19 protein-coding genes and 1 pseudogene are annotated in these 24,809 nt (G+C 59.9%); 8 read left to right on the plus strand and 12 right to left on the minus strand.

From position 1 onward, the window contains the following. Positions 1-934: 934 nt before the first annotated feature. The 8 genes from D5400_RS03570 to D5400_RS03605 form a co-directional block, all read right to left on the minus strand. Entirely contained in the window at positions 935-2,305 is a 1,371-nt protein-coding gene (locus D5400_RS03570; protein WP_126007723.1) for a M20/M25/M40 family metallo-hydrolase, read from the minus strand. Next, positions 2,302-3,267: an ABC transporter ATP-binding protein gene (locus D5400_RS03575; RefSeq protein ID WP_126007726.1), complete on the minus strand. Its 966-nt coding sequence runs from the start codon at positions 3,265-3,267 to the stop codon at positions 2,302-2,304. Before D5400_RS03575 ends, D5400_RS03570 begins: the two co-directional genes overlap by 4 nt. Further along, the gene (locus D5400_RS03580; protein WP_126007728.1) at positions 3,264-4,250 is read right to left on the minus strand and encodes an ABC transporter ATP-binding protein; all 987 of its coding nucleotides are present in this window, start codon (positions 4,248-4,250) and stop codon (positions 3,264-3,266) included. Before D5400_RS03580 ends, D5400_RS03575 begins: the two co-directional genes overlap by 4 nt. Then, the gene (locus D5400_RS03585; RefSeq protein WP_126007730.1) at positions 4,247-5,146 is read right to left on the minus strand and encodes an ABC transporter permease; all 900 of its coding nucleotides are present in this window, start codon (positions 5,144-5,146) and stop codon (positions 4,247-4,249) included. The genes D5400_RS03580 and D5400_RS03585 overlap by 4 nt, the downstream gene beginning before the upstream one ends. Further along, on the minus strand, positions 5,146-6,117 hold the full coding sequence (locus D5400_RS03590; protein WP_126007732.1) for an ABC transporter permease: 972 nt from the start codon (positions 6,115-6,117) through the stop codon (positions 5,146-5,148). The genes D5400_RS03585 and D5400_RS03590 overlap by 1 nt, the downstream gene beginning before the upstream one ends. Next, the gene (gene argE, locus D5400_RS03595; RefSeq protein WP_126007734.1) at positions 6,114-7,265 is read right to left on the minus strand and encodes an acetylornithine deacetylase; all 1,152 of its coding nucleotides are present in this window, start codon (positions 7,263-7,265) and stop codon (positions 6,114-6,116) included. Before argE ends, D5400_RS03590 begins: the two co-directional genes overlap by 4 nt. Further along, positions 7,262-8,854 carry an ABC transporter substrate-binding protein gene (locus tag D5400_RS03600; RefSeq protein ID WP_126007736.1) on the minus strand — a complete coding sequence of 531 codons (1,593 nt, stop codon included), beginning with the start codon at positions 8,852-8,854 and terminating at the stop codon, positions 7,262-7,264. The genes argE and D5400_RS03600 overlap by 4 nt, the downstream gene beginning before the upstream one ends. Positions 8,855-8,992: 138 nt before the next feature. Continuing rightward, complete coding sequence (locus tag D5400_RS03605; protein WP_126007738.1) at positions 8,993-9,709, minus strand: GntR family transcriptional regulator; 717 nt, start codon at positions 9,707-9,709, stop codon at positions 8,993-8,995. 271 nt (positions 9,710-9,980) lie between these two features. On the opposite strand from D5400_RS03605, the gene D5400_RS03610 reads away from it, so the two are divergent. Both D5400_RS03610 and D5400_RS03615 read left to right on the plus strand, forming a co-directional pair. Then, the gene (locus tag D5400_RS03610) at positions 9,981-11,168 is read left to right on the plus strand and encodes a pyridoxal phosphate-dependent aminotransferase (RefSeq protein WP_245451415.1); all 1,188 of its coding nucleotides are present in this window, start codon (positions 9,981-9,983) and stop codon (positions 11,166-11,168) included. Positions 11,169-11,706: 538 nt separating this feature from the next. Beyond that, entirely contained in the window at positions 11,707-14,046 is a 2,340-nt protein-coding gene (locus D5400_RS03615) for an AAA family ATPase (RefSeq protein ID WP_126007740.1), read from the plus strand. A 426-nt stretch (positions 14,047-14,472) separates the two neighbouring features. Here D5400_RS03615 and D5400_RS21455 read toward each other — a convergent pair. Then, positions 14,473-14,646 (minus strand): annotated as a pseudogene (locus tag D5400_RS21455) (M20 peptidase family dipeptidase); the annotation flags it as partial. Positions 14,647-14,808: 162 nt separating this feature from the next. On the opposite strand from D5400_RS21455, the gene D5400_RS03625 reads away from it, so the two are divergent. The 3 genes from D5400_RS03625 (at position 14,809) to D5400_RS03635 (ending at position 18,666) form a co-directional block, all read left to right on the plus strand. Then, complete coding sequence (locus D5400_RS03625; protein ID WP_245451515.1) at positions 14,809-15,750, plus strand: TAXI family TRAP transporter solute-binding subunit; 942 nt, start codon at positions 14,809-14,811, stop codon at positions 15,748-15,750. Continuing rightward, positions 15,747-17,657, plus strand: coding sequence for a TRAP transporter permease (locus D5400_RS03630; RefSeq protein WP_126007744.1), 1,911 nt, complete (start codon positions 15,747-15,749; stop codon positions 17,655-17,657). Before D5400_RS03625 ends, D5400_RS03630 begins: the two co-directional genes overlap by 4 nt. Before the next feature lie 97 nt (positions 17,658-17,754). Continuing rightward, positions 17,755-18,666: an EamA family transporter gene (locus D5400_RS03635; RefSeq protein ID WP_164527771.1), complete on the plus strand. Its 912-nt coding sequence runs from the start codon at positions 17,755-17,757 to the stop codon at positions 18,664-18,666. A 9-nt stretch (positions 18,667-18,675) separates the two neighbouring features. Here D5400_RS03635 and D5400_RS03640 read toward each other — a convergent pair whose 3' ends face one another. The 3 genes from D5400_RS03640 to D5400_RS03650 form a co-directional block, all read right to left on the minus strand. Next, the gene (locus D5400_RS03640; RefSeq protein WP_126007749.1) at positions 18,676-19,140 is read right to left on the minus strand and encodes a MarR family winged helix-turn-helix transcriptional regulator; all 465 of its coding nucleotides are present in this window, start codon (positions 19,138-19,140) and stop codon (positions 18,676-18,678) included. A gap of 89 nt (positions 19,141-19,229) precedes the next feature. After that, positions 19,230-20,147 carry a DMT family transporter gene (locus D5400_RS03645; RefSeq protein WP_126007751.1) on the minus strand — a complete coding sequence of 306 codons (918 nt, stop codon included), beginning with the start codon at positions 20,145-20,147 and terminating at the stop codon, positions 19,230-19,232. 99 nt (positions 20,148-20,246) lie between these two features. Further along, on the minus strand, positions 20,247-21,530 hold the full coding sequence (locus D5400_RS03650; RefSeq protein WP_126007753.1) for a Rieske 2Fe-2S domain-containing protein: 1,284 nt from the start codon (positions 21,528-21,530) through the stop codon (positions 20,247-20,249). A 180-nt stretch (positions 21,531-21,710) separates the two neighbouring features. On the opposite strand from D5400_RS03650, the gene D5400_RS03655 reads away from it, so the two are divergent. Genes D5400_RS03655 through D5400_RS03665 form a run of 3 tightly spaced genes read left to right on the plus strand, consistent with a single transcriptional unit; the run spans position 21,711 to position 24,802 of the window. Further along, entirely contained in the window at positions 21,711-22,634 is a 924-nt protein-coding gene (locus D5400_RS03655) for a PDR/VanB family oxidoreductase (RefSeq protein ID WP_245451416.1), read from the plus strand. Continuing rightward, positions 22,624-23,826 carry a Gfo/Idh/MocA family protein gene (locus D5400_RS03660; protein ID WP_126007757.1) on the plus strand — a complete coding sequence of 401 codons (1,203 nt, stop codon included), beginning with the start codon at positions 22,624-22,626 and terminating at the stop codon, positions 23,824-23,826. Before D5400_RS03655 ends, D5400_RS03660 begins: the two co-directional genes overlap by 11 nt. Then, entirely contained in the window at positions 23,813-24,802 is a 990-nt protein-coding gene (locus D5400_RS03665; protein ID WP_205665510.1) for an ABC transporter substrate-binding protein, read from the plus strand. Before D5400_RS03660 ends, D5400_RS03665 begins: the two co-directional genes overlap by 14 nt. Positions 24,803-24,809: the final 7 nt, after the last annotated feature.

Raw genomic sequence — 24,809 nt, forward strand, 5'->3', positions numbered from 1 at the left:
GCCCATAGGCACGCCGAGAGCTTCTACGGCTCTCCTTATGCGCAAGCAATTACTCCGTCCAATCTGCTGTCCATGCACACTGTAGGGCGATCGCCCGACTTGAGCATGACGAGAATGGATGGAAGGGTACTTTGCTCCCGGAAAGCGAAGTGCTTGGTGAATTGAGGTTTAATGAAGCAGTCGCTTGCTCCGCCACGCGAGCCGGATGTGGTGTGGATGACGCCGCGAGAATCTTTAACAGATCTAGCATTGGTTGCTGCCGCGCTTTCCAAGGGCATTCTGCAATCGTCATTCGCTGTCGTTTGCGTTAACGACATCTGTCGACCCATGCGGTGGACCAGGCCGCGATCGCACCATGGCAATGATGGCTCAGTGATCGCGGCCGTCAGCCGCTCCAGCGTCCAACAAGCGCACTTGGGAAATGATTTCCTGCCGACGCCTTTGGGGCCGTCTCCGGACGGTCCGGTTCTGGGCGACGACGCCCGAATAGCTGCCATTGAAATGCACGCGGATCTTAATGACAGCTTTCGACCCCATGCCGGCCATTCGTAGCATTACGACAAAATCCCATAACCGGCCATTCGTCATGCAGGTCTCAGGTCAGCTTTGTGCCCCCTAGTCGGACGTTCAGCCAGACCCCCTCTATGCCTCAATACGGACGTTCGAAGCCCTTCGGCTGGTGATTGCAATTTGCCGCAACATCGATATTTAGGTGAAATCATTCCGCCCGTCGGCGAATGTTCGCGTTTGTTTCGATAGACGCAATAGCGCGCTGTGCCCAGCCAAAATGGTAACGCTCGGCTCGAATTCTGAAACTGAAGTGTGTTGCCCGAGATCTCATGATCTTCGGCGAGAGCTCTACGAACTGCGGGTGGGGCGTCCCAAGCCGAATAGGAGGCCATTCCCGACTGCGCTGCTTGTCGTGCCGATCGGTTCAGTGGTTACCGATATCCCAATAGATGCCGGCCATGATCCCGAGACCTTCTTCCACGATGGAAATGGGCAGGTGCTCGTCGGGCGCGTGTTGGAGACAGCCCGGATAGGAATGGGGAATCCAGATCGTTGGCAGGCCTAGGTCGCTCGCAAAGATATCGTTCGGGAGCGAGCCACCAAGGTTCGGCAGTATCGATGGCGAAGTACCCATAGTTGTTTCGATCGACGCAGCTATGCGACGGACCCAATCATGGTCGGGATCGAGCCTTGTAGCGAGAAACACCGCGTCATGTGTGTCATGCACTATGACGCGGTCAAATCCGGCTTTAGCGAGTGTCTTCCGGACTGCCGGAACAACTGCATCGACATCAACGCCCACTGGAAATCTGAGCTGAAGACGGGCCCTGGCGCTGGGTGGGATGGCGTAGAGCGGTTGGGCAAGGTTGCCGCACTCCATCTCCATCACCTCGAAACTGCTCCAGGCGAAGACCTTTTCCTCGGCGGTCAGCCCCGGCTCGCCCCACCATTGCTCGATCTCCGGATCGCCCGGCTGCGGTGTCACTTTCAGGCGCGATAGATGCTCGCGGACATTTTCGGGGATCGCGCCCGGCGTCAGCGTGGGCACCTTGATCTCGCCCGCCGGGCCAATCAGTGCGGTAATGGCGTGGCAGAGCTCCACGCCGGGATTGCTTAAGAGCCCGCCCCAATTCCCGGAATGCTGGAAATTCTCGCGTGCCTTGATCTCGATGTAGAAGGAGATGCCACCGCGCGCGCCGAGGAAGATGGTGGGCTTGTCGGCAGCGAGCCGCGGCCCGTCTGATGCGATCAGGACGTCAGCCTTGAGCGCGTCCGCGTGTTCTCGGCAGATGTCACGCAGTCCGAGCGACCCGGATTCCTCGCCCATCTCGATCAGATATTTCAGGTTGAAGCCGAGCCGGCCCCTCGTCTTTAGAAGCGCTTCAAGGGCGGTAAGGTTGACGTTGAGCTGCCCCTTGTTGTCGGCGGTGCCACGCCCGTACCAGCGTCCTGCGCGCTCGCGGAGATCAAATGGGGCTAGGCCTTCGCTCCATCCGTCCAGCCCGGCGACGACATCGCCATGGCCGTATTGAAGGATGGTCGGCAAGCCGTCGCCTTCGATCCGCTCGGCAAGAAGGCAGGGGCCGGGCGCATCCGGATGCTCCAGAAGCCGCGTCGTGAATCCCATGGATCGAAACAGCGGCACGAGTTCGTCGCTTAAGAACCGGCCGAGTTCCGGCCGAGCGCTAGCGACACGGCTGGCTGACGGAATGGCGACAAAGCGCGCAAGCCGCGCCCGGAAGCTGTCGTCGGCGACGGTGCCCTTGGCCAGCGCGATTGTTGCGGCGCGGCTCATTCCGGCACCGATAGGCTCTGCGGTTGCAGGTCGAAGTGGCAGCGAATTTCCCGGCCATTGCCCTTGCGCAGGGGCGGAGCCTGTTCCGCGCAGAGCGGCTGCGCATAGGGACAGCGTGTGCGGAACGAACATCCAGAAGGCGGGCGGGACGGGTCGGGCAACTCGCCGGGAATCGGGTGTAGCGTCCGGTCGATGGGATCAAGGTCGGGTGCGGCGTCGATCAGAAGCCGTGTGTAAGGATGCTTCGGATCGGTGAAAATGTCGTGCGCTGGAGCGAGTTCGACGAGTTCGCCGAGATACATGACGCCGATCCGGTCGGCCATCAGCCGCACGACGGAGAGGTTGTGGGTGATGAAGAGGCTGGTGAGCCCGAGCCGCGATTGAAGGTCGCGCAAGAGATTGAGGATCTGCGCCTGGACCGAGACGTCGAGCGCGCTGGTCGGCTCGTCGAGAATGAGAAAATCCGGCTCGCCCGCGAGCGCCCGCGCAATCGAGATGCGCTGCCGTTGGCCGCCGGAAAATCCTTGCGGAAACTTCATTCCGTCCGCGGCCGAGAGCCCGACCTGCTCAAGCAGTTCGGCGACCCGGCCCGGTATCTCGGAGGGTTTGCGCAGTTTATGCGTGCGGATGGGCTCGGCGATGATGTCGCGCACCCGCCAGCGGCCGTTCAGGGAAGAGAACGGATCCTGAAACACCATCTGCAGACGCGGCTTTTTGCCGTTGAAGACGATTTCGCCCTCGCTTGGCGCCATCAGGCCGGCGATGAGGCGCGCCAGCGTGGACTTGCCGCAACCGGACTCCCCGACGAAGCCCAGCACTTCGCCGCGATCGATGGAAAAGCTGACGCCACGCACAGCCTTCAGACCACGTGGCTTTCGTCCGAGAAGCTTCTCAATGGTGCTCGCCTTGCCGCCATAGGTCTTGGACAGATCCCTGACGGAAACCACTTCGCCCGGCATCATGAGCGCACCTCTCGCGGCAATGGATGAAGGCAGGCCGCGAGCCCGGCTTCGAGCGCGGCGAGCGGCGGCACGATCTCCCGGCAATCAGGCTGCGCCCTGGTACAGCGTGGATGGAACGCGCAACCGGAGGGCAGGGCGCCGATGCCCGGCATGGCGCCTGGAATAGGCACCACTTGCATTCGGCCTTCGGCATCTGGCGCCGGCGTGGCGCCCATGAGACCCGCCGTATAGGGATGACGCGGCGTCGCGAAGAGATCTGACGTCGCGGCCAGTTCGACCACGCGACCTGCGTAGAAGACGGCGACCCGGTCCGCCATCTTGGCGACGACGCCGAGATCGTGGGTTATCAGCACCATGGCTGTGCCGGTTTCCTTGTGCAGCGTGCGCATCAGATCGAGCATTTGCGCCTGGACGGAAACATCGAGCGCCGTCGTCGGCTCGTCGGCTATGACGATTTCCGGTTCGGCGCAGAGCGCGAGCGCGATCACGATGCGTTGGCGTTGGCCGCCTGACAATTCGTGCGGCGCTGCCTTCAAGATGCGTTCGGGGTTGGGCAATCCGACGCGCTCGACCCATGCGAGGGCACGTCGTTTGATCTCGGCGCGTCCAATCTTCAGATGCGCCTGCATCGTATCTGTTAACTGCTTGCCGATGGAGAGCACCGGATTGAGGCTTGTCATCGGATCCTGGAAGATGAACCCGACCCGCTTGCCGCGCACATTCCGCATCTGGCGCGGCGACATGAGATCCAGCCGGTCGCGCCCGAGCGAAATTTCGCCTGACGAGCGCCGAAGCGGCGGTACGAGCAGGTCGATCAGGGCTGCCCCGGCCACCGATTTGCCAGCCCCGCTTTCGCCAACCACGCCAAGCACTTCACCCGGCGCAACGTCGAAGGACACGTCGTTCAGTACCGGCAGGTGCTTGCCCTCTCGGTGCAGTGTGATCGACAGATTGCGGACGGTGAGCAACGGTGCCTGCATCATGACCTCCCGCGCAGCTTCGGATTGAAATGATCGCGCAGATGGTCGCCGAGCACGTTCACCGCGATGACCAGCGCCACAAGCACCAGGCACGGCCAAGCCGATATCCACCATTCACCGGACTGGAGAAACGCATTGCCGTTGCGGATGAGCGCGCCGAGCGAGGGATGCGTCAGCGGGATGCCGATGCCGAGAAAGCTCAGCGTCGCTTCAGTGATGATCGCGATGCCGAGATTGATGGTGGCGATGACGAGCACCGGCGCCATCACGTTCGGCAGGATATGCCGCAGCACGATCGCGAGCTTGCTTCGCCCGGTGATCTGTGCGGCCGCGACATAATCCTGGTCGCGTTCGACCATGACCGATGAACGAATGGTGCGCGCGAACTGGACCCAGAACGCAATCCCGATGGCGAAGATGACGATGGCGATGGCCAGCCCCGCGCTGCGCTCCCGTCCGATCATTGCGGTGGCGATGCCGTCGATCACCATGGCGAGCAGGAGTGCTGGATAGGCGAGCTGCACATCGGCGACGCGCATGATGATCGCGTCCGTACGTCCGCCGACGAAACCAGCGACAAGACCGAGGGATCCGCCGAGGATCAGCCCGATCAGCACCGCCGAGACACCAACGATGATCGAGGTCCGCAGGCCGTAGGCCATGGCAGTCAGGAGGTTGCGACCTTGATCATCCGCTCCGAGCGGGAAGTTCGGATTGCCGCCGACCATCCACATCGGCGGCGTGAAGGAATCCATGATCGACATTCCGGCGAGACGGAATGGATCGGCGGTGAAGAGCGGTACGAGAAACGCGTAGAGGAAGAGTGCCAGAATGGCGAAGGCTGCGAATGTCGGCCCAGGTGCGCTGCGTGCATTGTGGAGGATCGCTTTCGTCGTCATCAAGCGTTCCTCCGCTTCAGCCTCGGGTCGATCAGCGGGTAGGAGAGTTCGACCAGGAGGTTGATCACCATGTAAACCGCGCCGACGAAGATCAGGTAGATCGCAATGACTGGAATGTCGGCTGCCTGAACCGATTGCAGGAACAGCGAACCCAGACCCGGCCAAGCGAACACGCTTTCCGTCACGACCGAGAATGCGATGATGTTGCCGAGTTGCAGGCCGAGCATCGTCACGGTCGGAAGCAGGGCGTTGCGGATTGCATAGACGAACCAGATGCGTGTCTCGCTCAGGCCGCGGGCGCGGGCGAAGCGGATGTGCTCGCTCTGGCCGACCTCCATCAATTGCGTGCGCAGCATGCGGATGACGAACGTCATCTGGAACGTCGCCAACGTGATGGCGGGCAGGATGATCGCCTGCCAACCGGACGCGGTCAAAAGCCCTGTGGTCCAGCCGCCAAGGTTGACTGTGCTGCCGCGGCCGAAGGAGGGAAACCAGCCGAGTTGCACAGAGAAGATCGCGATCAGCAGAATGCCGACCACGAAGTTTGGCAGCGTGATGCCGGCGATCGAGAAGAACATGATGGCGCGCGAGACCAACGCCTTCGGTTTGACGCCACAGAGGATGCCGGCGGGCACGGCGACGACAATGGTGACGAGGAGGCTCACCAACGCAAGCTCTGCCGTGGCCGGCAGGCGTTCCAGGATCATCGAGCCAACATCCTGCTGGGTGCGGTAGGAAAGCCCGAAATCGCCTTGCAGAATTCCGCCGACGAAGGACAGGAACCGCTGCATGACTGGCTGGTCGAGATTGAGACGGGCGATCAGTGCGTTGCGCTCAGCCATCGTCGCGTCCGGCGGCAGCAGCAGCCCGATCGGATCGCCAAGCGTGGTGATCAGCATGAACGCGATAAAGCTGATCACCAGCAGAACGACCAGCGTCTGCAGGATGCGCTCGATGGCGTGGATGATCATCGCGTCGCCGTTTCCGCCAGTTCGGTAAGAAACTTGGTGCAGGCAGCAAGCTGGTCGATCGCGACGCTTTCGTCCGGTTGATGCGCGTCGGCGATCGCGCCTGGGCCGATAACGACAGATGGGACGCCGGCCGCCTGGAAGATGCCTGCCTCCGTGCCGTAGGAGACGGCCCGTGTGCTGTCGCAGCCGAGAAGCCGGAGAAGTTCCGCTTCCAGCGCCGCGTCACCCGTTGGAGCGAGCGGCGGGATCTTCGCCTGAATCTCGATCCGAACGCCGGCAGCCGGGTCGACAGCCTTCATCGAGCGTTCGAGATCGCGGGCTGCTCCGTGCATTCGGTTGAGAACCACGTCGAAGCTCTCGCCGGGCACGAGCCGCATTTCCCAGAAGAACTTGCAATGCTCGGCAAGAATATTGCCGTGACTGCCGCCTTCGACCTGATTGACCTGGATCGTCGAATAAGGCGGATCGAGTGCCTCGAAAAACGGTCCGTTGCGCATGTCGGCATAGATCGCCGAGACTTCGTCGATGAGCTTTGCCCCGATCATCACAGCGTTGATGCCGCGCTCTGGTTGCGAGGAATGCCCTGGCTTGCCGAGGATATATGTCCAGCCGATGCAGCCACCTTTATGAGCGTTCACCAACTCCATGGATGTCGCCTCGCCAATCACGGCAAGACGTGGCTTGGCGTTGGCACCCACCCACTCAGCCATGGGGCCAACGCCGGTGCAGCCGACTTCCTCGTCATAGGAAAAGGCAAGATGAATCGGCTTCTTCAGGTTCATTCGAGCGATTTGCGGCATGGCTGCGAGGCAGCAGCCGAGGAAGCCCTTCATGTCCGTGGCCCCGCGACCGATCAGCCGACCATCGCGCTCCCGCAACGTCCAAGGGTCGCCCGACCATTCCTGACCGGTCACCGGCACGACGTCGGTATGGCCGCTATAGACGATGCCGCCTTCCGCCTCAGGACCGATTGAGATCAAAACATTGGTCTTTTCACCCGACGGGTCGGCGAAGCGGCGCAGACGCGCCCCTTCAGCCAGTGCGAGCTTTTCCACATGCTCGACCAGCGCCAAGTTGGAAACGGAGCTGACCGTCGGAAAGGCGATGAGCTCCGCCAGCCGGCGCGCGAAATCAGCGTCGCCGCTCATTCCGGCACCGTGAACCAGGCGAGAGGATAGGCGAGATCCGCCAGTTGAACCACTTCAACGCCTTCCTGCAGCCCCCACAGGATCTGCAACTGGTGGATCGGGATGAAGGAATGGTCGTTCTTGAGGATGGTGAGCGCTTCTGCAAGCAGCGCGCTGCGCGCCTCCTGGTCGGTCTCCGCACCAATCTCTGTGGTCAGCCGGTCGAGCTCAGGATTGGAATAGCCGCCGATGTTGAAGGCGCCGCGGCCGCCGTCTGCGTCACGCGTGACGGCAAGTCCTGTCAGGAATTGGTGCGCGTCGTAGGTGTACGGCGAGTAGCTGAGCATCGCGAAGGACGTGTCGTAGCCGGGCGGATTGATCTGCTGCGCCCAGCGGGCCGTGGCCTGCGTGCGCGGCGTGACCGCAATGTTGATCTGGGCCAGGAACGATCCCACGGCGAGGCATGTCGCCTCGTCGTTCATGAAGCGATCGTTTGTGCAGTCGAGCGTTACCTGGAAGCCGTCCGCATAGCCGGCTTCTTCCATAAGCTGCTGTGCTCGCTCAAGGTCAGGTGTCACAGGCGTATTCAGTTCTTCAGTCGATCCTTCGATCTCCTTGGCGATCGGCAGGCCGACAGGAGTCGAATAGCCACGCATGATCCGCTGCTGGATCGCCTGGGTATCGATGACGAGGCTCATAGCCTCGCGCACCTTGGGATCCTTGAAGGGATTGCCTTCAACGCCGCCGCCGTGGATCAGCTCGTCGCGCAGCATGTCCGGCTGCAGATAGACCGTCCGCAAATCGGGCGTGGCCACGATCTCGATGCCGTTCGTTTCTTCGATACGCTGGGCATCCTGGGGCGGCACGCCGTCGATCATCTGGACTTCGCCGGAGATCAACGCCGAAACACGGGTTGACGGGTTCGCGATCACAAAGAAGGTGGCGCTATCAACATTGCCGGTGATCTCGCCCCACCAGTCGGCATTGGCGGCAAAATCGGTGCGCACGCCCGGATCGCGCGAGGAAATTACGTAAGGACCGGTGCCCATCGCATTGCGGTTGGCGAAGCCTTCAGTGGAATTGTCCGCTTGGCCGGGTTCCTGTGCGCCATTTTCGTCGGCCCATTCCTGGTCGACCATGAACCAGTTGACGATCTGGTTCGGCAGGACGGGGTTCGGCTCGTCGGAAATCAGCCGGATGGTCAGGTCGTCGACCTTCTCGATGCTCGCCACGTCTGCGAGATGGGATGACATTCCACCCTTCTTGGCACGCTCGAACGAGAAGACGACGTCATCGGCGTTGAAGTCATTTCCGTTGGAATATTTGACGCCTTCGCGCAGCTTGAATTCCCAGGTGAGATCATCGAGCTGCGTCCACTCGGTCGCGAGCACCGGCTGCAGCGAAAGATCCGGGCCGCGCTGCACGAGAGGCTCGTAGACATTGCGCAACACGGCGAAGACGAGCGTGTTTGAAACCGCGTGCGGATCAAGTGTGTAGGCGTCGAGCGGACCGGCAAAGCGGAATTCTGCAGCCCCTGCGGTGACAGCTGTTCCTGCGGCGAGGGCGGCGGCCAGAGTCGAAAGCCCGATCGCCGAGCGAATGCGTTTCATTATCGAGTTCCCCTTTGTTTCGGTCCGGCAAGTTTGGGCCGGCCGGCTTCGCCTCTGTCGGGCGACAGGCTCACGATAGGGGAACGAAATCGGGATGCAAGGAAAATTTGATCAAATGCGCAGTTGAGCGATTACAGCTCAACGGCAGAACTTGTGGAGCAGTGCCTGCGTCGCAAGAATGTCCGCTTTAAGCGCCTCTTCAGCACCCGCTCCGTCCTGCGCCCGGAGCGCATCCATGATCTCCACGTGATGCCGGGAGTAATCGCCGCCATCGTCGTGGATGAGGAGGTCGGTCATTCGATCCGACAACATCCGCACGTAGGGGCCGTAGCGCAGCCACAGGTTCTGGATCAGATTGACCATCACCGGATTGCCTGCCGCCTCATAGATCATGAAGTGGAATTCGCGGTTAGAGGCGAGCATCCGGTCGGACGCTCCGTCACGTAGCGCATTCACATGGACGTCGGTAATCGCTTTCAGCCGGTCAATGGAAGCCGGGTCGATGCGTTCAGCCGCAAGCCGCGCAGCGGCACCTTCCAGAACGCAACGGGCCTGCCCAAGATAGTCGAGCCCGGCGGTCGACGTCAGCGGCACCATTGCCGTACCCGAGGTTCCGATTGAGAGAGCATTTTCTGCCGCGAGTCGCCTTAGCGCTTCGCGTACCGGCATGTGCGAGGTACCGAACTGCTCAGCGAGCGCAGCAATAGTGAACCCTTGTCCAGCCTCAAATTTCCCTGCGATGAGTGCATCGCGCAACTGTTCGTAAACCAGATCCTGCGTCGTCATACGCCGCTTCACCGCGTGAAGTCCCGCAGTATCGTTACGGATTTTTGAGCCGAACGTTACGACCGTCATGTGCATTGCCTCTATCGTCCCGATCTCTCTGAGAGATCAGGTGCCTCCCAGATTGTGTGTTCCGTTGCTCCGTATATGAAAATCCGAACGCTCGTCTATCCGTGCGTTGGTCACACCCATCAATCCCATTGGGATTAGTCTGGCCTCCGATCGTCGCGCACTTGCGAGATGATATCCATCATCCAGTGGCATTGATTTGATCATACGATCATGTGAGAAGCGTAACGTCAATTCGAACAAGCCGAACGCTAGCGTGAGAAGGATCGAGAACATGACCGCACCGGCCCGAAATCAGAAATCGCGGTTTGCGCGCCGGATCACGCAATCGAGCGAGAAGAACTTTGGCATGTTCGCGAAGGCTTACGGCAAGCCGGGCGATCTCATTCATTTGGAGCTTGGCAAGCCACTGGAAGACACGCCAAACCACATCAAACAAGCGGCAATTCAGGCTCTGTGGGACGGTAAAGTTCACTACAGCGACCTGAAAGGCATCCCTGAGCTCCGGAATGCCATCGCGACGAAGCTGCGCACCGACAATAACTTGGATTTTACAGCAGACGAGATCATCGTCACGAATGGTCTGACTCAGGCATCCTTTGCGGCGTTCATGGCGCTGCTTGACGAGGGCGACGAGGCAATCCTGTTGGAGCCCTTTTATCCGCAACACATCGGCAAAATCGAACTTGCGGGCGCCCGGGTTGTGACCGCACCGCTTGATGCAGGCGACGGTTTCTCAATTCGTCGCGAATTGATCGAACCAAAAATCACGGATCGCACGCGCATGATTGTGCTGATCAATCCTTGCAATCCGACGGGTCGGGTCTATCGCCGAGAGGAACTTCAAGCCGTGGCCGACCTGGCAATCGAACACGATCTTATCGTTGTCGCCGACGAGGTATACGAACAGATCGTTTTCGATGGCGCTCAACACATCTCGATCGCGTCATTGCCGGGGATGCGGGAGCGCACCATCACCATGTTTGCCTTCACCAAGGCTTACGCCATGGATGGCTGGCGCCTAGGTTGGATCGCGGCGGACGCTTCGTTCATTGGGCCGCTAATGAAGATCACCACCAATGAAGTGACGCATGTGAACACTTTCATCCAGTACGGCGCAGTCGCCGCACTCACTGGACCTGCCGGCGAACTGCATCGCATGGTCGAAGGCGATCGCCGCCGCCGCGACCTCGTCGTTCAGCGCCTGAACCAGATGCCAGGTGTAGTGTGCGACCTGCCGCAAGGCACGATCTATGCCTTTGCCAATATTTCCGACACTGGCCTCAAGTCGCAGGATCTCGCGAGCCAACTCATGGAGCGCGAAGGCGTCGTGGTTGAAGCTGGCGGATTTTACGGCGAAGCTGGTGACAGTCATATCCGGGTATGCTTTGGAGCGGAGAGCGAAGCGCGGTTGTCGGAGGCGATGAACCGGATGCAGCGGTTCCTAAATTCGCGACCTTAAAACGTACGAGCCGTTCTTGAGTGCGGATCAAAGCAGCCTTTCGGACCTATTAGCCAGCCGTCGGTAGTTTTCGTTTCTCAAGGAGCGTGGCCGTCTGCAGCGCTTTAAAAAATCACGCTCAAGAGCAACCGGATGGGCGGACGTTAGAGACCAAGTCGCGGGCATAAGCTGTCCTCGAGACCAACCAATATCCTAGCGGCAGCTATTTGGCCCGCGGCACCCAAAAGCTGACTGTCCGCAAACCACCCCATTTCAGTCTTTGTCGTCAGCTTAACCAGTCGCACTTGGGAAATGATTTCCTGCCGACGCCTTAGGGGCCGAAAGCCGACCGACTGCTCTGGGGGAGTGGACTGAAATAAGCTGCCGGATAGGTCGGAGCACGCCCTATCCGAAGACGAGGCCGCCCGCCGCCGTGCCATCGCTTCCACAGCGCCGCGCCCGCATCCCGGCCGAGGGTACGCACTATAGCTGGACCAATAGAGAACAGTTCTGGCGAACACCTTTGACTCTCAGGTGTTTCCGAGTCAGCTATTTGTTCATGTTCAGCAAGTTCGTCATTCGCAACGTGGGGGTATTGCGCGCGTTCGATACGCCCGGGTCCCCGAAGCTTTCGCAGCTCACGCTGTTCTATGGAGGAAACGGGAGGGGCAAATCGACCCTAACGTCAGTCCTCCGAGCGGCACGGGATGGTTGCTCCAACACCGTCCTCGCTCGCCAGTCCTTGGGCAACGGGGGTGCCGCGCCGGACATTACCCTTATCGCTGACGCCGGGAACATCCGCTTTGACAACGGCAAGTGGAAGTCGAAGGGCGCGCCAATCGAGGTTTTCGATACCTCGTTCATTGCCGACAACATCTATGCGGGAGAGCTAACCGAGCTCGCCCATGATCGTGGCCTCTTCTCCGTCATCATCGGTAAGGAGGGCGTGCGACTGGCAACCCACCTCGAACGCTTCAATGAGATCAACCGGAAGACAGCAGCGGAATTGAAGGCGGCCGAGACTGCACTTGTCGAGGACAAACCCGCCGACATGGGATTGGACGAGTTCTTCGCGCTGGTGCCCGACCCCGACTACGATAAGCGCCTCGAGGATGCCGAGCGCGCCGTGAAGGCGGTGCAACAGGCGGACAAGATTGCCGCTCTTAAGCAGCTCGAGGCGCTTCCCGCCCTCGCTCTCCCGGCCGGCATGGGGGCCGTCCTCGCCAGCACTGTCGCTGACATCGACACCTCGGCACGGGACCGCTTGCTCGAGCACTTCGCCCGCTTCCACCTCGACAAGAAGGCCGAGGAGTGGATCGGCTATGGCTTGGACCACATCCACGAGGATTCCTGCCCCTTCTGTGGGCGCGAGGACGTGGATCAGGCGGGCATGGTGACGCTGTACGGCCAAATCTTCGGCGACACCTACAAGGCCCACCTAGCGACGGTCCGGGAGCTCGGCGTCGAGGTCGAGACTGCATTGGGCGAGGACACCCGCACCGGCCAGACTGCGAAGGTCGAGACGAATGCCGAGGCGGCCCGCAAGTGGGGCGAATACGTCCGGCTGGATAAGCCACTCCCGGAGATGGCCGAGTTCGGGCCCGTGATCGCGGACGCCCACAAAGCGGCCAAGGCGCTGTGCGACAAGAAGCGCGCGTCACCGCTGGACAAGCTCGAGGCCGAGGCTGACCTCTCCGAGATCGCCGCCAAGCTGGCAACCGCGACCGGACTCATCAACGCCTACAACGAGGCCGTCGTCGCCATCAATGAAGCTGCTGCCAAGGTCTCGACCGCCGCACCGACCAACTTGGCGGCCGCACAGGCGACCCGCGACAACGTGAAGAAGCGCATCGCCCGGCATGACGCGGGAGTCCAGAAGCGGGTCGACGCCTACTTCCGCGCGAAGAAGCGGGACGCGCGGGCGCGCAAGTCCCGGACTTACATTCAGAAAAAGCTCAAGGATGTGAACGAGGCCTCGGCCGCGCAGTACCACAGCCACGTTAATCACTACCTCGGCCGCTTTGGCGCCAGTTTCACCATCTCGAAGATCACCAACAGTATGCAGGGCAACTCGGGTCAAGTGGACTACGGGTTACTCATCAAGGGCGAGACCGTCGCGCGCGGCCGGGGACGGCAGGCGGACGCAATCCCCTCATTCCGCAACACGCTGTCAGCCGGGGACAAGACCACGCTCGCCTTCGCCTTCTTCCTCGCCATGCTAGACAGCGACACGGACCTCGCTGGTAAGACAGTCGTGGTCGATGACCCGCTGAGCAGCCACGACAGCCATCGCCGTTACATGACGGTCGAGGTCATTAAGGAGCTTTGCGGCCGATGCCGCCAAATGATCGTGCTGTCTCACGACGAGCATCTGCTCCTCGACATCGAGGCTCGCTGCGTGGGCACGCCCTGCGCGGCCTTCAAAATCGACTTCGCCGCCGGGGGCCAGTGGTCAGAGGCCTCGGTCGTGAACTTGGACCTTCTCTGTCGGGCTCGGCACATCGAGATGATTGATGAGCTGACCGCCTACGTTGATCGGAACGAGGGCGATCATGGCAAGGTGGCCCTCACGGTGCGCCGGGTCCTCGAGACGCACTACAGGCGATACCGGGCCTACTTCATCCCCGATCAAAACCTCGGATCCATCGTCAAGGCAATTGCGAGCGAGGGATCGTCGCACCCTTGCCATCGGGAGCTCATGCAGCTCGACCGCTGCAACAATGCAACGTGTGACGATCATCATGGCGAAAATGCCAATACGGGAAGCGCCCGAACCCTCGGCCCCGAAGAGGTGAAGGTGGTTGCTACCGACGCCCTCGAGCTTATCGGCGCGCGGCGGCCTGCTTCGAGCTCGCCTGCCTCGGCTGGGGCCGCTGCGACGGCCGCTCACATGTCGTGAAAACTCGAGGGGTAGCGAGCAAATCGCTACCCCGAGGATACCCCGGTATGGAATGGTGAGACCATCCTTCCAGCTAAGTGCTTGAAAGATGGTGGGCGCGGCAGGGATTGAACCTGCGACCCCACCCGTGTGAAGTGCAGGATCGATAGCAAGGTAAGAATGACCGCTTTCGGCTGCGAATGGAGAGTTCGCGAACGTCCGACTTGGGGGCGCAAAGCTGACGCTGAACGGAGGCTCGCCCTTCTTTCGACAGACGTAATCAGCGCGCTTTACCCAGCTAAAATGGCAACGCTCAGCTCGACTTCTAAAATGAAGCGCGTTGCACGAGATCCCCTAGTGTGGGGCGCGTTAGGCGAGTTGTATGTGAATCGTTGCTAGCCGAGTAACGCGCCATTCCAAGCTACGCTGCCTGTCGTGGCGATAGATTCAGTCGTTACCGATTTCCCAATAGATGCCGGCCATGATGCTGAGCCCTTCTTCCACGATGGTAATAGGCAGGTGTTCGTTGGGCGCGTGCTGTAGACAGCCCGGATAGGAATGGGGAATCCAGATCGTTGGCAGGCCGCGGTTGCTCCCAGAGATATCGTTCGGTAGCGAGCCAAGATTGACGCGACGAAATTTTTAGGCATAAAGTTAGTTACCAAACTAATCAATCTAGGGCTTTGAGGAGCTGGGCCTTGGATTGAGCAATCTGAATGGGAGGATATCATGAGTTTTTCACGGAAGATCGCATCCGCCGTTGCAATGGCATGCCTGCTGGGAATGCAGGTGCCTGCCTCTGCGCAATCGCTCAATCTCACGCTTGCTGGTGCAAGCCCGGGCGGGCTTTGGACGTTGATGGGCGCTGGTCTCGATTCAGCGTTGAAAAAGGGAGCACCTGGATCTTCCGTCACCTATCAAACCACGGGTGGAGGCTTCGCTAATGCCGCCATGGTCAGCCAAGGGCGCGCAGAAATCGGCCTCATTCACGACGCTGAGCTGGCCATAGCGGTTGCGGGCGGCGAGCCATTCCAGCAGCCGATCGAGAATCTGCGAACTATCGGTTACCTTTATGATTGGGCGCCGATGCAGTTTGTCGTCAACAAGAGCTTCAGCGACCGATACGGAATTTCGTCACTTGCCGATCTGGTCGAGAAGGAGGCGCCGGTCCGGATCACGATTAACCGCGCTGGCAATATTACGGGGCAGGTTGCATCTGCCATGATGGCGGCGGCTGGTGCCGACGACGAAGCAATCGCTTCCTGGGGTGGAAGCGTCGTCCAGGCTGGCTCTTCAGAGCAAAGCGGCTTGCTCCTAAACGGACGCGTCGACGTCTACACCAACGGTGTTTTCGTTGGGCACAGCTCGATCCGCGAAATTGAAAACAGCCTGGACATCAAGATCCTCGATATTCCCGAAGATGTGCGCAGAAGCGTGGCGGAAGAGTTTTCGATCGGCGAATTCACAATTCCTGCGGAAACCTACGAGAACCAGCCTGAAGATATCGAGACTGTGGCACTTGGAGCCGTGCTGGTTGCCAGCGAAAACATGTCAGAAGAAGATGCCTATACGCTTACCAAGGCAATTCTCGAAAATGTCGCGGAAATCCAGACCGTGCATCCTGCCATGGCTGATCTAACCACGGAACTCCTCGTGCGCGAGACCGCGGTACCATTTCACGATGGGGCACTGCGCGCTTACCGCGAAGCAGGCCTGATGCAATGATTGGCCGACTGTTTGACACCGGGAGGCGCCGCCAATTCGACGGCGTCTTCCGGTTCTGGTTGTTTGCGGCCTCAGCGGTGTTTGCCGCTGGGGTCGTCTATGCAAACATTTTTGCGCTGCCCGATGCGCTGCTTATCGGGATCCTGTTCGTCTGTGGAATCTATTCGCTGCTTTTCTTGGCGGTCGGAGCGTCGCGGCACTCGCCTGCCATGCCAAGCGCCTTCGACTGGATACTGTCGGCCGCGAGCGTCGCCTGCGGCATCTATTTTTTCATGATCCGCGGTTACCTCGCCAATCACATTACGCTGCTGAACCCGCTTGGCGCGGACCAACTGTTCTTCGGTGCATTGCTGCTTGGCCTGACGCTTGAAGCGACCCGTCGAACGACTGGACCGGGTCTGACGATCGTGGTTCTCATCTTCCTCGCTTACAATCTCTACGGCCATGTCCTGCCGCCGCCTTTTGGGCACGGCTATATCGATTTCGGCTCGTTCATTGACACGCTCATGTACACAACCGACGGCGTGTTCGGCGTCCCGATCCAGGTCGCGGCGAGCTATGTCTTCCTCTTCGTGATGTTCGGCGCGTTGCTGTCCAAGGCCGGTGGCGCCGATTTCATGTTCCAGATTGCTGCCGCGCTAACAGGCAAATCGCCCGGTGGCCCGGCCAAGATCGCGGTCGTTTCATCCGGGATGTACGGCATGATCTCGGGAAGTCCCACATCTGACGTGGCGACGACCGGTGCGGTGACGATTCCCATCATGAAGCGTTTGGGCTATTCGGCGCGCTTTGCGGGTGCCGTTGAAGTTGCTGCGTCCACTGGTGGTTCTGCCATGCCACCGGTAATGGGGTCGGCGGCCTTCATCCTCGCTGAATACACCGGCATCGACTACAGAGACGTGGTCATTGCCGCGCTTATCCCGGCGCTGCTCTATTATCTTGCGGTTTATCTCCAAGTGCATTTTCGAGCAGTACGCCAGGGCCTGCGGGGCATCGACCAAGCCGATCCCATCTTGGAAACGCTGAAGTCGGGCTGGGTCTTCGTTCTGCCGCTCGCCGTAATCGTCTGGGCGTTGCTCGTCGGCTATACACCGACTTATGTGGCGGTCTACGCAACGGTCGCTCTTGTGATCGCTTCTTTCTTCACCAAGCGTACGCGCATGACCCCGCGCGACGTCATGGAAGGTCTGGGCGAAACCACGCTGCGCATGCTGCCGGTCGCCGGTGCTTGTGCTGCGGCGGGTCTGGTCATCGGTGGGCTGACGATGACCGGCTTGGCGATGAAAGCGTCAAACATTGTCATGCTGGTCGCTGGCTCAGGGACGCTTCCGCTCCTTTTGTTCGGCGCGGCTATCGCCATTCTGCTCGGCATGGGCATGCCTACACCCAGCGCCTACATCCTTGGTGCAGTGCTGGTGGGGCCAGCGTTTGTCGCAGCAGATATTCCCGTACTGCCAGCCAACATGTTCCTGCTTTACTACGCCGTGCTCTCTGCACTGACCCCACCCATTGCGGTGGCCGCCTTTGCCGCTGCCGCGATTGCCGACGAGGATGCGCTAAAAATTGCGGTCACGTCGGTAAAGCTTGCAGCATTTGGCTTTTTGGTTCCGTTCTTCTTCGTCTGGAACGAGGCACTGCTGTGGCAGGGGCCGGGCCTCAATATCGCGCTCGCTGCACTCGGAGGCGTCGTCGCAGTTGTGATTCTGGCATTAGCACTGGAAAGCGAAATGCCAAACTGGCTGCGTCTCATATGCTTTGTCGCTTCCGGCGCTGCTATGGCGCCATATCTCGAATTGTCGGTCCCCATCATTGTCGGCGCAGGTGTGCTCGGCATCATTTGGTGGCGAAAAGGTACCTTGCCGCTCGTCCGCACTCCGCGAGAAATCGCGGTCCGGTCCGACAGTTGAGCAAAACGATCCCCGCCGTCGCAACGCGACGGCGGGAGTTGTTATACCGATTGCACCTGCTCTCCGCCGGGACGAGCCGCAGGAGAAACAGAGCGTCTTGATAATCGGTCCCCTTTTCGCCCTCTTTGGTGCACTGGCCTTCGCACTGGCCAATGTCGCCATCGCCAAGGGCGCGCACGAGGGTGAGAGAAACAATGGCGCCTTTCTCTCCATCCTCATGACGGCCTGCCTGTCCGGCAGCCTCTGGCTGCTGCTTGGACCGCCTTTGCCCGCAATGACCACCGAAGTCCTTGCCGGTCTCGGCTTTTTCGCGGCGAGCGGCATGCTCGCGACAGTCGTAGGCAGATTGACGCTTTTCCGCTCGGTTATCCTCGCAGGAGCGATCAATGCCGGTCTGTTCCGTCGCCTGATCCCAATATTTGCCACGCTTTTTGCCTTCATCATCCTCGGGGAGACGGTAGGGTGGCTGGCTGGCGCCGGCATGGCAATCATCCTCGCCAGCCTTCTAGGGGTCACGTCGGCGCGGGATGATGCGCGGAGAAGCGGACAGACAGCCAAGCGGAGATTGAGCGAGCTTGGTCGCGGCAGGATGTTCGGCGCTTTATCGGCTGCGTCCTATGGCGCCTCTTATAGTGCGCGCAAGCTCGGTATGTCGGCCGTTCCGGATCCGATATTGGGCACCTTTATCGGCGCTCTGACGGGCATCATCTGGTACGCAGGCGGCAGCCTTGCTAGCCGCAACTACAGAAAGGTTGTGGCAACGTCGTTCAACGGTATGGAGAGGTGGCAGTTTGTTGCTGCATTGTCGATGTCGTTCGGGCAGATGGCGCAGTTCTTCGCGCTTCTCCACACCGATGTTGCCGTCGTCGCGATCATCGGATCGCTCGAGGTGTTTCTGGGCATCTATCTTGCAGCCTACGTCTTTCGGACGGAGGCGCCGCCAGACCGTAATATTGTCGTCGCTTCGTTCGTCGCGACGATCGGCGTTGTTCTCGTCGCTTTGCCGTGAACCCTCGGCTTACCGCTCGGTTTTCGCGGAAAGATTCAGTTGCACCTTCGCGAGCAATTCCAGCATGGCCTCCTTGTCGCTTCGCGTGAGCGTGGAGGCGGCATCCTCGACGACTTCGCGCGCCAGAGGTAACAGCTTCTCTTGAAGCGCACGCCCTTCCTCCGTCAAAAAGACGTTGATCTTGCGACCGTCGTCGGCGTTTCGCTCGCGGCGGATGAAGCCGCTGCGCTCCATCGACCGAAGAGCCGTCAACGTTGTAGGTTCCATTGTTCCAACGCGCTGTGAAAGCTCGCGCTGGGTCAATCCGTCCTCTTCCCAAAGCACACGCAGGAAATACCACATGCCGAGAGAGACGCCGAATGGCTCAATTTTGCCTTGCAGATAGCGCTGGAAAAGTCGGTGGGTTGCCCGGATCTGATAACCAAGGCTCGTTTCTAACGGCAGCACGGTTCCAGTCGATCGGCTTTTGGTCATGCTGCAAATCCTCGATCTTCCCTGGCACCTGCACACGCGCAGCAATACCCGCTGGCCGACGAATATCAAGTCGCGGGTCAGCGCGTCGTTTACCTTTGTGCCGCTGGTCGCGTGACGAGTGCAATTCCAATGAAAATCAGCAGCATGCCGACAAGGTGATAAGACCGGAATGTCTCATCAAGCACGAGTACTGCGAGGACAGTGGAGAATATCGGCATCAGGTACATGAAAAGACCCGTCTTGCCCGGACCGAGCGCAGCGACCGCACGGTTCCAGAAATTGTAGGCAAGAAGCGATGGAAAGATCGCGAGATATATAAGGGCCGAGATGTTTGCTCCGTTGGCAACGAAAGTTCCGCGCTGGCTCACTTCCCAGATCATGAACGGCAAGTGAATGACGACGCCAAAGGCAATGGTCACAGTCAGGAACACGCTCGTCGGCAGCGCGGTTTTGCGCCAGCGGATCAGCACCGTATAGAGTACCCAAAAGGTCAGACCAGCGAGTACAAGAATGTCGCCGACATTGATAACCAGGTCCGCGAGATTCGCGATCTGCCCGCGCAGTAAGATGAAGAGCGCTCCGAAAGCACAGCCCGCTACGCCGACTATTTGACGTGGTGTCAGCCGGTCGCCAATGAAGATCAGCGCCAGCAAGAACGTCACCACCGGCATCAGCGAATTGATCAGCGCCGCATTGACGACGGTAGTGTATTGAAGTGCCACGTAAATGAAGCAGTTGAACGCTGCGATTCCTATGCCGCCAAGGAGAAAGAGGAAGCCAAGTTCCTGTCTGATCATCGGGCGCGATGCGATCACCGCGCGCAGCGAGAATGGAAGAATGATCACGAGGGCCAGCAGCCAGCGCCAGAATGACATCTGAAAGGGCGGAATTTCCTCGTGAAACAGACGTGCAACGAGGAAATTTCCCGCCCAGAAGAGCGGTGGAAGGACGGCGAAGACATAGATTGCGGTTCGTGGTTGGTTTGAGGGCGCGACCGCCATGCGCATCACCGTCACTTTCGAAGGGATTTCGGCCAATCGGCTTGAGCAGAAGATGAATGATCCCGCTCAAGAGGGGATCATTCATCCCAATCCTTGTTTGGTTTGCTATTCAGCCGCTTCGCGGCTTTCCGAGGTGTCAACCAGCGTCCGCCAATCGACGGTTTTCGGGTAGACGCCTTCGCGCGATGCGATGCGGGCATGGGGCGTACGCGGCTGTTGGGTGCCGATCGCTTCGCCGCCCTCTGCGACCTTGCGGGCCGCGTCCACCATGAGGCGCCGGAATTCAACGATCGCGAGATCGGAAGCACCGAGAATGTCATCGGTCCGATTGACGATCTTGCCCATCGACACCCACATGATGATGTCCTGATTCGGGATGCCCGGCACACCGGTAAAGCTACCTTGCTTCATGGCTTCACGGTCCTGCAGGAAATTGTTTTCCAGGGTCCGCCGCGATCTCCACTTGTCGTCCAGGTCGATGCCAGGTTGAGCGTGGTTGAACCGTCGCCATTCCTCCGTCGACGGACACTTTTGACCACCCCAAGCGACAAAGTGAAACGCTGTCGTTTCGTCGTCGATCGGAACGATGACGCTTGCGACGTTGTAGTTGTTGTTCGGTGGAATCAGCGACATGTAAGGCGCGATGAATTCGGTGATGCGCAGGTAGTTGTGTGTGGCAGCATTCTTGATCGGCTTGCGGATCGCGGCATAGTGAAAGCCGTAGCTCGTCGTCTGTGTCTGCATGCGCGGCGACTTATCGGTGGAAGGCCGATACCACGCCTGCTCGTCGGCGGAAGCGCCTTCAACGCGGGCTGGTTTCATGTCGGAAGAATGCAGCGACGACGAATGAGCGCTGTCGATCTGGCCCTCGTGGATTTGCGCCCAGTTGCAGGGAATGCGTATCTTGACGATCGCAACCTGCGTGTCTTCCGTAGGCGCGAAAGCAGGCGGGTCGAATTCCGGGACCTTTCCCTCTTCGCCGAGCCAGGCCCAGACAAAGCCTCCCCATTCCTTCACTGGATAGGAGCGATGCTTGACCTTGTTCAGCAGCGGACTTCCTTCAGGTTCGGAAGACATGGCGACCACGTTGCCGTCCACGTCCATTTTCCACCCGTGATAAAGACAACGCAGTCCGCACTCCTCGTTGCGACCGAAAACCAGCGAGGCCCTTCGATGCGGGCACAACTCGTCAAGCAGGCCAAGGCGTCCGTCGGTATCGCGGAATGCCACATAGCGCTCGCCGAGGACCTCAACGAGGAGTGGCGTACCATCGCGCTCCTCCACCTCTTCAACCAAGCAGACCGGTGTCCAATGTTGGCGCATCAACCTGCCCATGGGTGCATCACCGGTTACCCGGGTCAGCAGTTCGTTTTCCTCATGCGTAAGCATCAGATGGCTCCATGAATTAGTTTGCTAACTGAACATATCGTGCGCCACTATCAGCGTCCAGACGTTGACACCATATAATTAGGTTACTAAGTAAATCGCCCCTGGGCGAGGGAAACCGCGTCCTGAGAAAAGCCTGAGGAAAAGGGCCGCGCCATGGAACAGAGCGAACAGAAACTATCCGTGAAGGTCGTCGATCGACGGGATTTGACGGCCACGATCACCGAATTCACTCTCCAACACGCGGATGGTGAAGCTCTGCCGTCGTTTGGAGCAGGAGCGCACGTAACAGTCGAAACGCCCGCTGGGGCGATGCGGCGGTATTCGCTGCTTGGTTCAGGGTCGTCGCCGGACTGTTATCGAATTGCAGTGAAGAGGGAGCCGCAATCACGTGGCGGATCTCACTCGATGCACGAAGATGCCCAGATAGGCACCGCCCTTACCATCGGATCGCCGGAGAACGATTTCCCGCTCAAAGAAGCGCCGAGCTATCTGCTGATTGCTGGAGGCATAGGCGTCACTCCGATCTATGCGATGGCGACGGAGCTTGCGGAGAAGGGCAAGGACTTCCAGATCATCTATTGCACGCGAAGTGCCGACGAGACCGCCTATCTCGAAGAGATGCGCTCAGCTTTCGGCAATCGCCTCCAAATCCATCATGACGACGGCGATCCGGAGAAGATTTACGATTTCTGGGATCATTTCGAGGAGGCCCGCAACATGCATGTCTATTGCTGCGGGCCCCAGCCCCTCATGGAAGAGATCAAGGCTATCTCCGGCCACTGGCCTGAAGGGCGGGTGAACTTCGAGGACTTCAAGCCGGTCGAGATTGTACGCGCCGACGATCTGCCATTTGAGGTCGAACTGGCCAAAAGCGGCAAGACGGTCCGGGTGCCTGCGGATCGGTCGATCCTTGAAGCCGTGCGCGACGCCGGCATCCCGACCGTCAGCTCCTGCGAAAGTGGAACGTGCGGCACTTGCAAATGCGGGTTAGTCGCCGGCGATCCCGATCATCGCGACATGGTTCTGATGGATGACGAAAAGGATGATTTCATCATGATCTGCGTGTCGCGGGCCAAAGACGGGAATCTCGTTCTTGACCTCTGATCCGATCCGCCTCGGTGTCGTCGGGCTCGGCCGCGCTTTCATGCTCATGCTGCCGACGTTTCGCGCTGACCCGCGTGTTGCCCTAGTTGCGGCGGCAGCGCCGCGCGCCGCGTCGCGGAAAGCCTTCGAGAAGGAGTTCGGCGGCTACACCTATGAAACGATCGAAGATCTATGCGCCGACACCAGCGTGGAAGCGATCTACGTGGCAACGCCGCACCAGATGCATCGTGATCACGTCGTCGCTGCCGCTCGCGCCGGCAAACATATCTTGGTCGACAAGCCGCTCGCCATTTCCCTCGATGATGGTACGGCGATGGTGAAGGCGTGCCGTGACGCCGGTGTTCATCTCATCGTGGGGCCAAGCCACAGTTTCGATGGCCCCGTCGTTCAGGCCAAGTGCTTGATAGATGAAGGCGCAATCGGCGCGGTGCACATGATCAATACATGGAACTTCACCGATTTCCTCTACCGTCCTCGACGCCTGGAAGAACTCGATACGAAGCAGGGCGGAGGCGTCGTGTTTTCGCAGGGCGCTCATCAGATCGATATCGTTCGGCTTCTAGCTGGGGGACGTGGAAGAAACGTCACGGCCATGACAGGACAATGGGATCCTCGACGGCCGACCGAGGGAGCCTATGCAGCGCTGATGTCATTCGAAAGCGGCGCCTTCGCCGCGTTCACCTATTCCGGTTATGCGCATTTCGACAGCGACGAATGGATGGAATGGATCGGCGAGTTGGGTCATCTCAAAGATCCCGCCCAATATGGTGGCGCCAGACGAGCGCTCGCGACCATCGCTTCCGCACGGGAAGAGGCAGCGCTCAAGACGGCGCGGACATTTGGAGCCGGTGCCGAGCCGTCCATGCCGGATCACCATGAGCATTTCGGCCCCATTATCGTAAGCGGGGACCGCGGGGACCTGCGCCTGACGCCACAGGGTGTTCATGTCTATGGCGACGAGGCACGCACTTTTCATCCGGCCGCGCCCGTAGACGTACCGCGCTCCGAAGTTGCCAAGGCGTTGTTCGACGCCGTTCGCTGTGGCCGTTCACCGGCTCAAACCGGCGCCTGGGGGCTCGCCAGCCTGGAGGTATGCCACGCCATTCTGCAATCGGCGGAGACCGGGCTGCCGGTCAACTTGCGCCACCAAGTTTCAGTTACAGGGGAAGAGGGACCAGATGACCGATCTTAAGTTATCACTCGCCATGGGCGACTATGACCGCACACGACCGATCGCGGACGGACGCGTGAAGATCGATGGCGTCGATCCCACCTGCATGCTGCTCTCGCCCGAGGAAATGTTCTTCCGCGCTTTCCGCCACCAGGCTTTCGATGTCAGTGAATTGTCGCTGTCATCTTACTCGATCTCGGTTGCTCGTGGTGATCCGCACTATGTGGCGATTCCGGTCTTCCTCTCGCGCGCATTCCGCCATACCTCGGTGTACATCCGCACCGACAAGGGGATTAAGAAACCGGCAGACCTCAAGGGCAAGAAGATCGGCATTGCCGAGTATCAGCTCTCCGCCAATGTCTGGGTACGCGGCATCCTAGAGGATGCCTATGGTGTCAAGCCATCCGATATTGCCTGGGTGCGCGGGGGTATGAATACGCCGGGCCGGCCCGAAAAAATCAAGGTCGACCTGCCTGCCGACATCCGCATCGAAGCAGCCCCGGAAGGCGCCACCCTCAATCAGATGCTGATTGACGGCACCATCGAGGGCTTCATCGGCCCGCGCGCGCCGATGTGCTTCGACGAGGGCTTTGAAAAGGTCGATCGGCTGTTTCCCGATACCCATGCGGCCGAGGAATGGTACCGCGAAACGCGCGTATTTCCCATCATGCATGTTCTTGGCATGCGCCGCTCGCTCGCCGATGCCTATCCGTTCTTGCCGGGGGCGTTGCTGAAGGCCTTCTCGGAAGCGAAGGCCATGGCCCAGAAAGCGCTGTCGGATACATCTGCGACCAAGGTGACGATGCCCTTCGTGGAAGACAATCTGCGCCGCGCTGGTGTGCTGATGGGGTCCGATATCTGGACCTATGGCCTTAACGGCAACCGCGAAACGCTCGCCACCTTTCTCGACTATCATTATCGCCAAGGCCTATCCCCACGGAAGGTCGAGGTCGAGGAGCTTTTTCATCCAGCCACGCTGGAAGCCTACAGCCTTTAGGCCCGAG

Source organism: Georhizobium profundi, assembly GCF_003952725.1.
GTDB classification, from domain to species: Bacteria; Pseudomonadota; Alphaproteobacteria; order Rhizobiales; family Rhizobiaceae; genus Georhizobium; species Georhizobium profundi.

Excerpts from the sequence above, each read along its gene's own strand:
- D5400_RS03570 (WP_126007723.1), bottom strand. The coding sequence starts at position 2,305 with ATGAGCCGCGCCGCAACAATCGCGCTGGCCAAGGGCACCGTCGCCGAC.
- D5400_RS03575 (WP_126007726.1), bottom strand. The coding sequence starts at position 3,267 with ATGATGCCGGGCGAAGTGGTTTCCGTCAGGGATCTGTCCAAGACCTAT.
- D5400_RS03580 (WP_126007728.1), bottom strand. The coding sequence starts at position 4,250 with ATGATGCAGGCACCGTTGCTCACCGTCCGCAATCTGTCGATCACACTG.
- D5400_RS03585 (WP_126007730.1), bottom strand. The coding sequence starts at position 5,146 with ATGACGACGAAAGCGATCCTCCACAATGCACGCAGCGCACCTGGGCCG.
- D5400_RS03590 (WP_126007732.1), bottom strand. The coding sequence starts at position 6,117 with ATGATCATCCACGCCATCGAGCGCATCCTGCAGACGCTGGTCGTTCTG.
- argE (WP_126007734.1), bottom strand. The coding sequence starts at position 7,265 with ATGAGCGGCGACGCTGATTTCGCGCGCCGGCTGGCGGAGCTCATCGCC.
- D5400_RS03600 (WP_126007736.1), bottom strand. The coding sequence starts at position 8,854 with ATGAAACGCATTCGCTCGGCGATCGGGCTTTCGACTCTGGCCGCCGCC.
- D5400_RS03605 (WP_126007738.1), bottom strand. The coding sequence starts at position 9,709 with ATGACGGTCGTAACGTTCGGCTCAAAAATCCGTAACGATACTGCGGGA.
- D5400_RS03610 (WP_245451415.1), top strand. The coding sequence starts at position 9,981 with ATGACCGCACCGGCCCGAAATCAGAAATCGCGGTTTGCGCGCCGGATC.
- D5400_RS03615 (WP_126007740.1), top strand. The coding sequence starts at position 11,707 with ATGTTCAGCAAGTTCGTCATTCGCAACGTGGGGGTATTGCGCGCGTTC.
- D5400_RS03625 (WP_245451515.1), top strand. The coding sequence starts at position 14,809 with ATGCAGGTGCCTGCCTCTGCGCAATCGCTCAATCTCACGCTTGCTGGT.
- D5400_RS03630 (WP_126007744.1), top strand. The coding sequence starts at position 15,747 with ATGATTGGCCGACTGTTTGACACCGGGAGGCGCCGCCAATTCGACGGC.
- D5400_RS03640 (WP_126007749.1), bottom strand. The coding sequence starts at position 19,140 with ATGACCAAAAGCCGATCGACTGGAACCGTGCTGCCGTTAGAAACGAGC.
- D5400_RS03645 (WP_126007751.1), bottom strand. The coding sequence starts at position 20,147 with ATGCGCATGGCGGTCGCGCCCTCAAACCAACCACGAACCGCAATCTAT.
- D5400_RS03650 (WP_126007753.1), bottom strand. The coding sequence starts at position 21,530 with ATGCTTACGCATGAGGAAAACGAACTGCTGACCCGGGTAACCGGTGAT.
- D5400_RS03665 (WP_205665510.1), top strand. The coding sequence starts at position 23,813 with ATGACCGATCTTAAGTTATCACTCGCCATGGGCGACTATGACCGCACA.